The organism is Candidatus Thioglobus sp. (genome assembly GCF_028599055.1).
In the GTDB taxonomy this organism is placed as follows: domain Bacteria; phylum Pseudomonadota; class Gammaproteobacteria; order PS1; family Pseudothioglobaceae; genus Thioglobus_A.
In genome coordinates this window covers 1-1,723 of sequence record NZ_JAQRMS010000217.1, presented here as the reverse complement: position 1 = coordinate 1,723, position 1,723 = coordinate 1, and the positions used below count along the sequence as shown (strand labels likewise).

Below are 1,723 nucleotides of genomic sequence, written 5' to 3'. Positions count from 1 at the left end.
ATCTGACGAAAACGAATCACACAACTCACCCATCTGACGGGAACGAATCAGACAACCCTCCCATCTGACGGGAATGAATCACATAGCCCTCCCATCTGATGGAGACGAATCACACAACTCACCCATCTGGCGGGAATGAATCACACAACTCACCCATCTGACGGAAACGAATCACACAACTCACCCATCTGACGGGAACGAATCACACAACTCTTCCATCTGACGGGCACGAATCACACAACTCGACTATCTAAGGGGAACGAATCACACAACTCACCCATCTGCCGGTAACGAATCACACAACTAGACCATCTAAGGGGAACGAATCACACAACTCATCCATCTGACGGTAACGAATCACACAACTCATCCATCTGACGGTAACGAATCACACAACTCGACCATCTAAGGGGAACGAATCACACAACACGACCCTCTAACGGAAACGAATCACACAACTCATCCATCTGACGGGCACGAATCACACAACTCATCCATCTGACGGGCACGAATCACACAACTCATCCATCTGACGGTAACGAATCATACAACTCTACCATCTGACGGGCACGAATCACACAACTCATCCATCTGACGGGCACGAATCACACAACTCATCCATCTGACGGGCACGAATCACACAACTCATCCATCTGACGGGAACGAATCATACAGCTCTACCATCTGACATGGACGAATTACTCACCATCTGATGGAAACGAATCACACAACCCGACCATCTGACGCGGATGAATTACACAACTCACCATCTGATGGTCTATAGTAGCAATCTTGAGTAAAACCCCTGTGATCCCATGTTAAGGGGATGATTAGTACAAGCACAAATTCCTAGGAGACTGCATCTTAAGCAATTGGGCTATACAATATTTGTCAAATGGATATGTGAATTTGTAGATATCGTTTGAGAGGGGGAGTGGATGAGAGGCATAAAACAAATACGACGATTTTAATAATGATGGGGCGTAAATGGGCTTCTCGTATATGAAAATTCCAACTACCATTTGATCTCGACTACGACACCACACCCTCATGTTTACATCAAAACTTAGCCATTGTATATTATATTATATCTAATTTTTAATATAATAAGACACTTTTTCATATTTTGCAGAATGTGAAAGCAGAGTAACTATTTTTAACGAGCAGTACAACATATGAGAAAGCTTAATAGTATGTTATACCGATGTCATCTGAAAAGAACGTTGCCACCAGTATGCATCTGTATCGTCATTCTGCTGATAATGGCATCATCGGGTTTTAAATATTCAGATCAAATTTCCATATTAAATATAAACAATTCTGGTATAAGAAATGAAAATGTTACAAGCATTCCGAAGATTTTACAGAACACTGTACAAGATACAAGACACGTGCATTCATTAATGAATGCTATTCCTACACTGGAAGAGGGGGGTATAGCTCTAATCAATAATACCACAAAAATACGACTACAAAAGTACGACCACCCGTACAAATATCTGAAAACACCAATAGGAACATGTCAGTTGGATGGTGCCGGGACAGACCCGTTTATGTTGATCATAATCAAGTCTAACGTGAAGAATAAATACCACCGTAGGGCAATACGACATACATGGGCGAATATTTCTGATCCTTCTGTAAAAGTAATTTTCATATTAGGTTATTCGCCATTCCTGCAGGAATCTGTCAATAAAGAAAGTTCCATATTTAATGACATTCT

At 41.4% G+C, this 1,723-nt stretch carries 1 protein-coding gene; it reads left to right on the top strand.

The annotated features are described in order from the left end of the window. Positions 1-1,403 precede the first annotated feature (1,403 nt). Positions 1,404-1,723: hypothetical protein (locus PSN35_RS07530; protein ID WP_300031654.1), on the top strand; the 320-nt coding region annotated here is incomplete at its 3' end.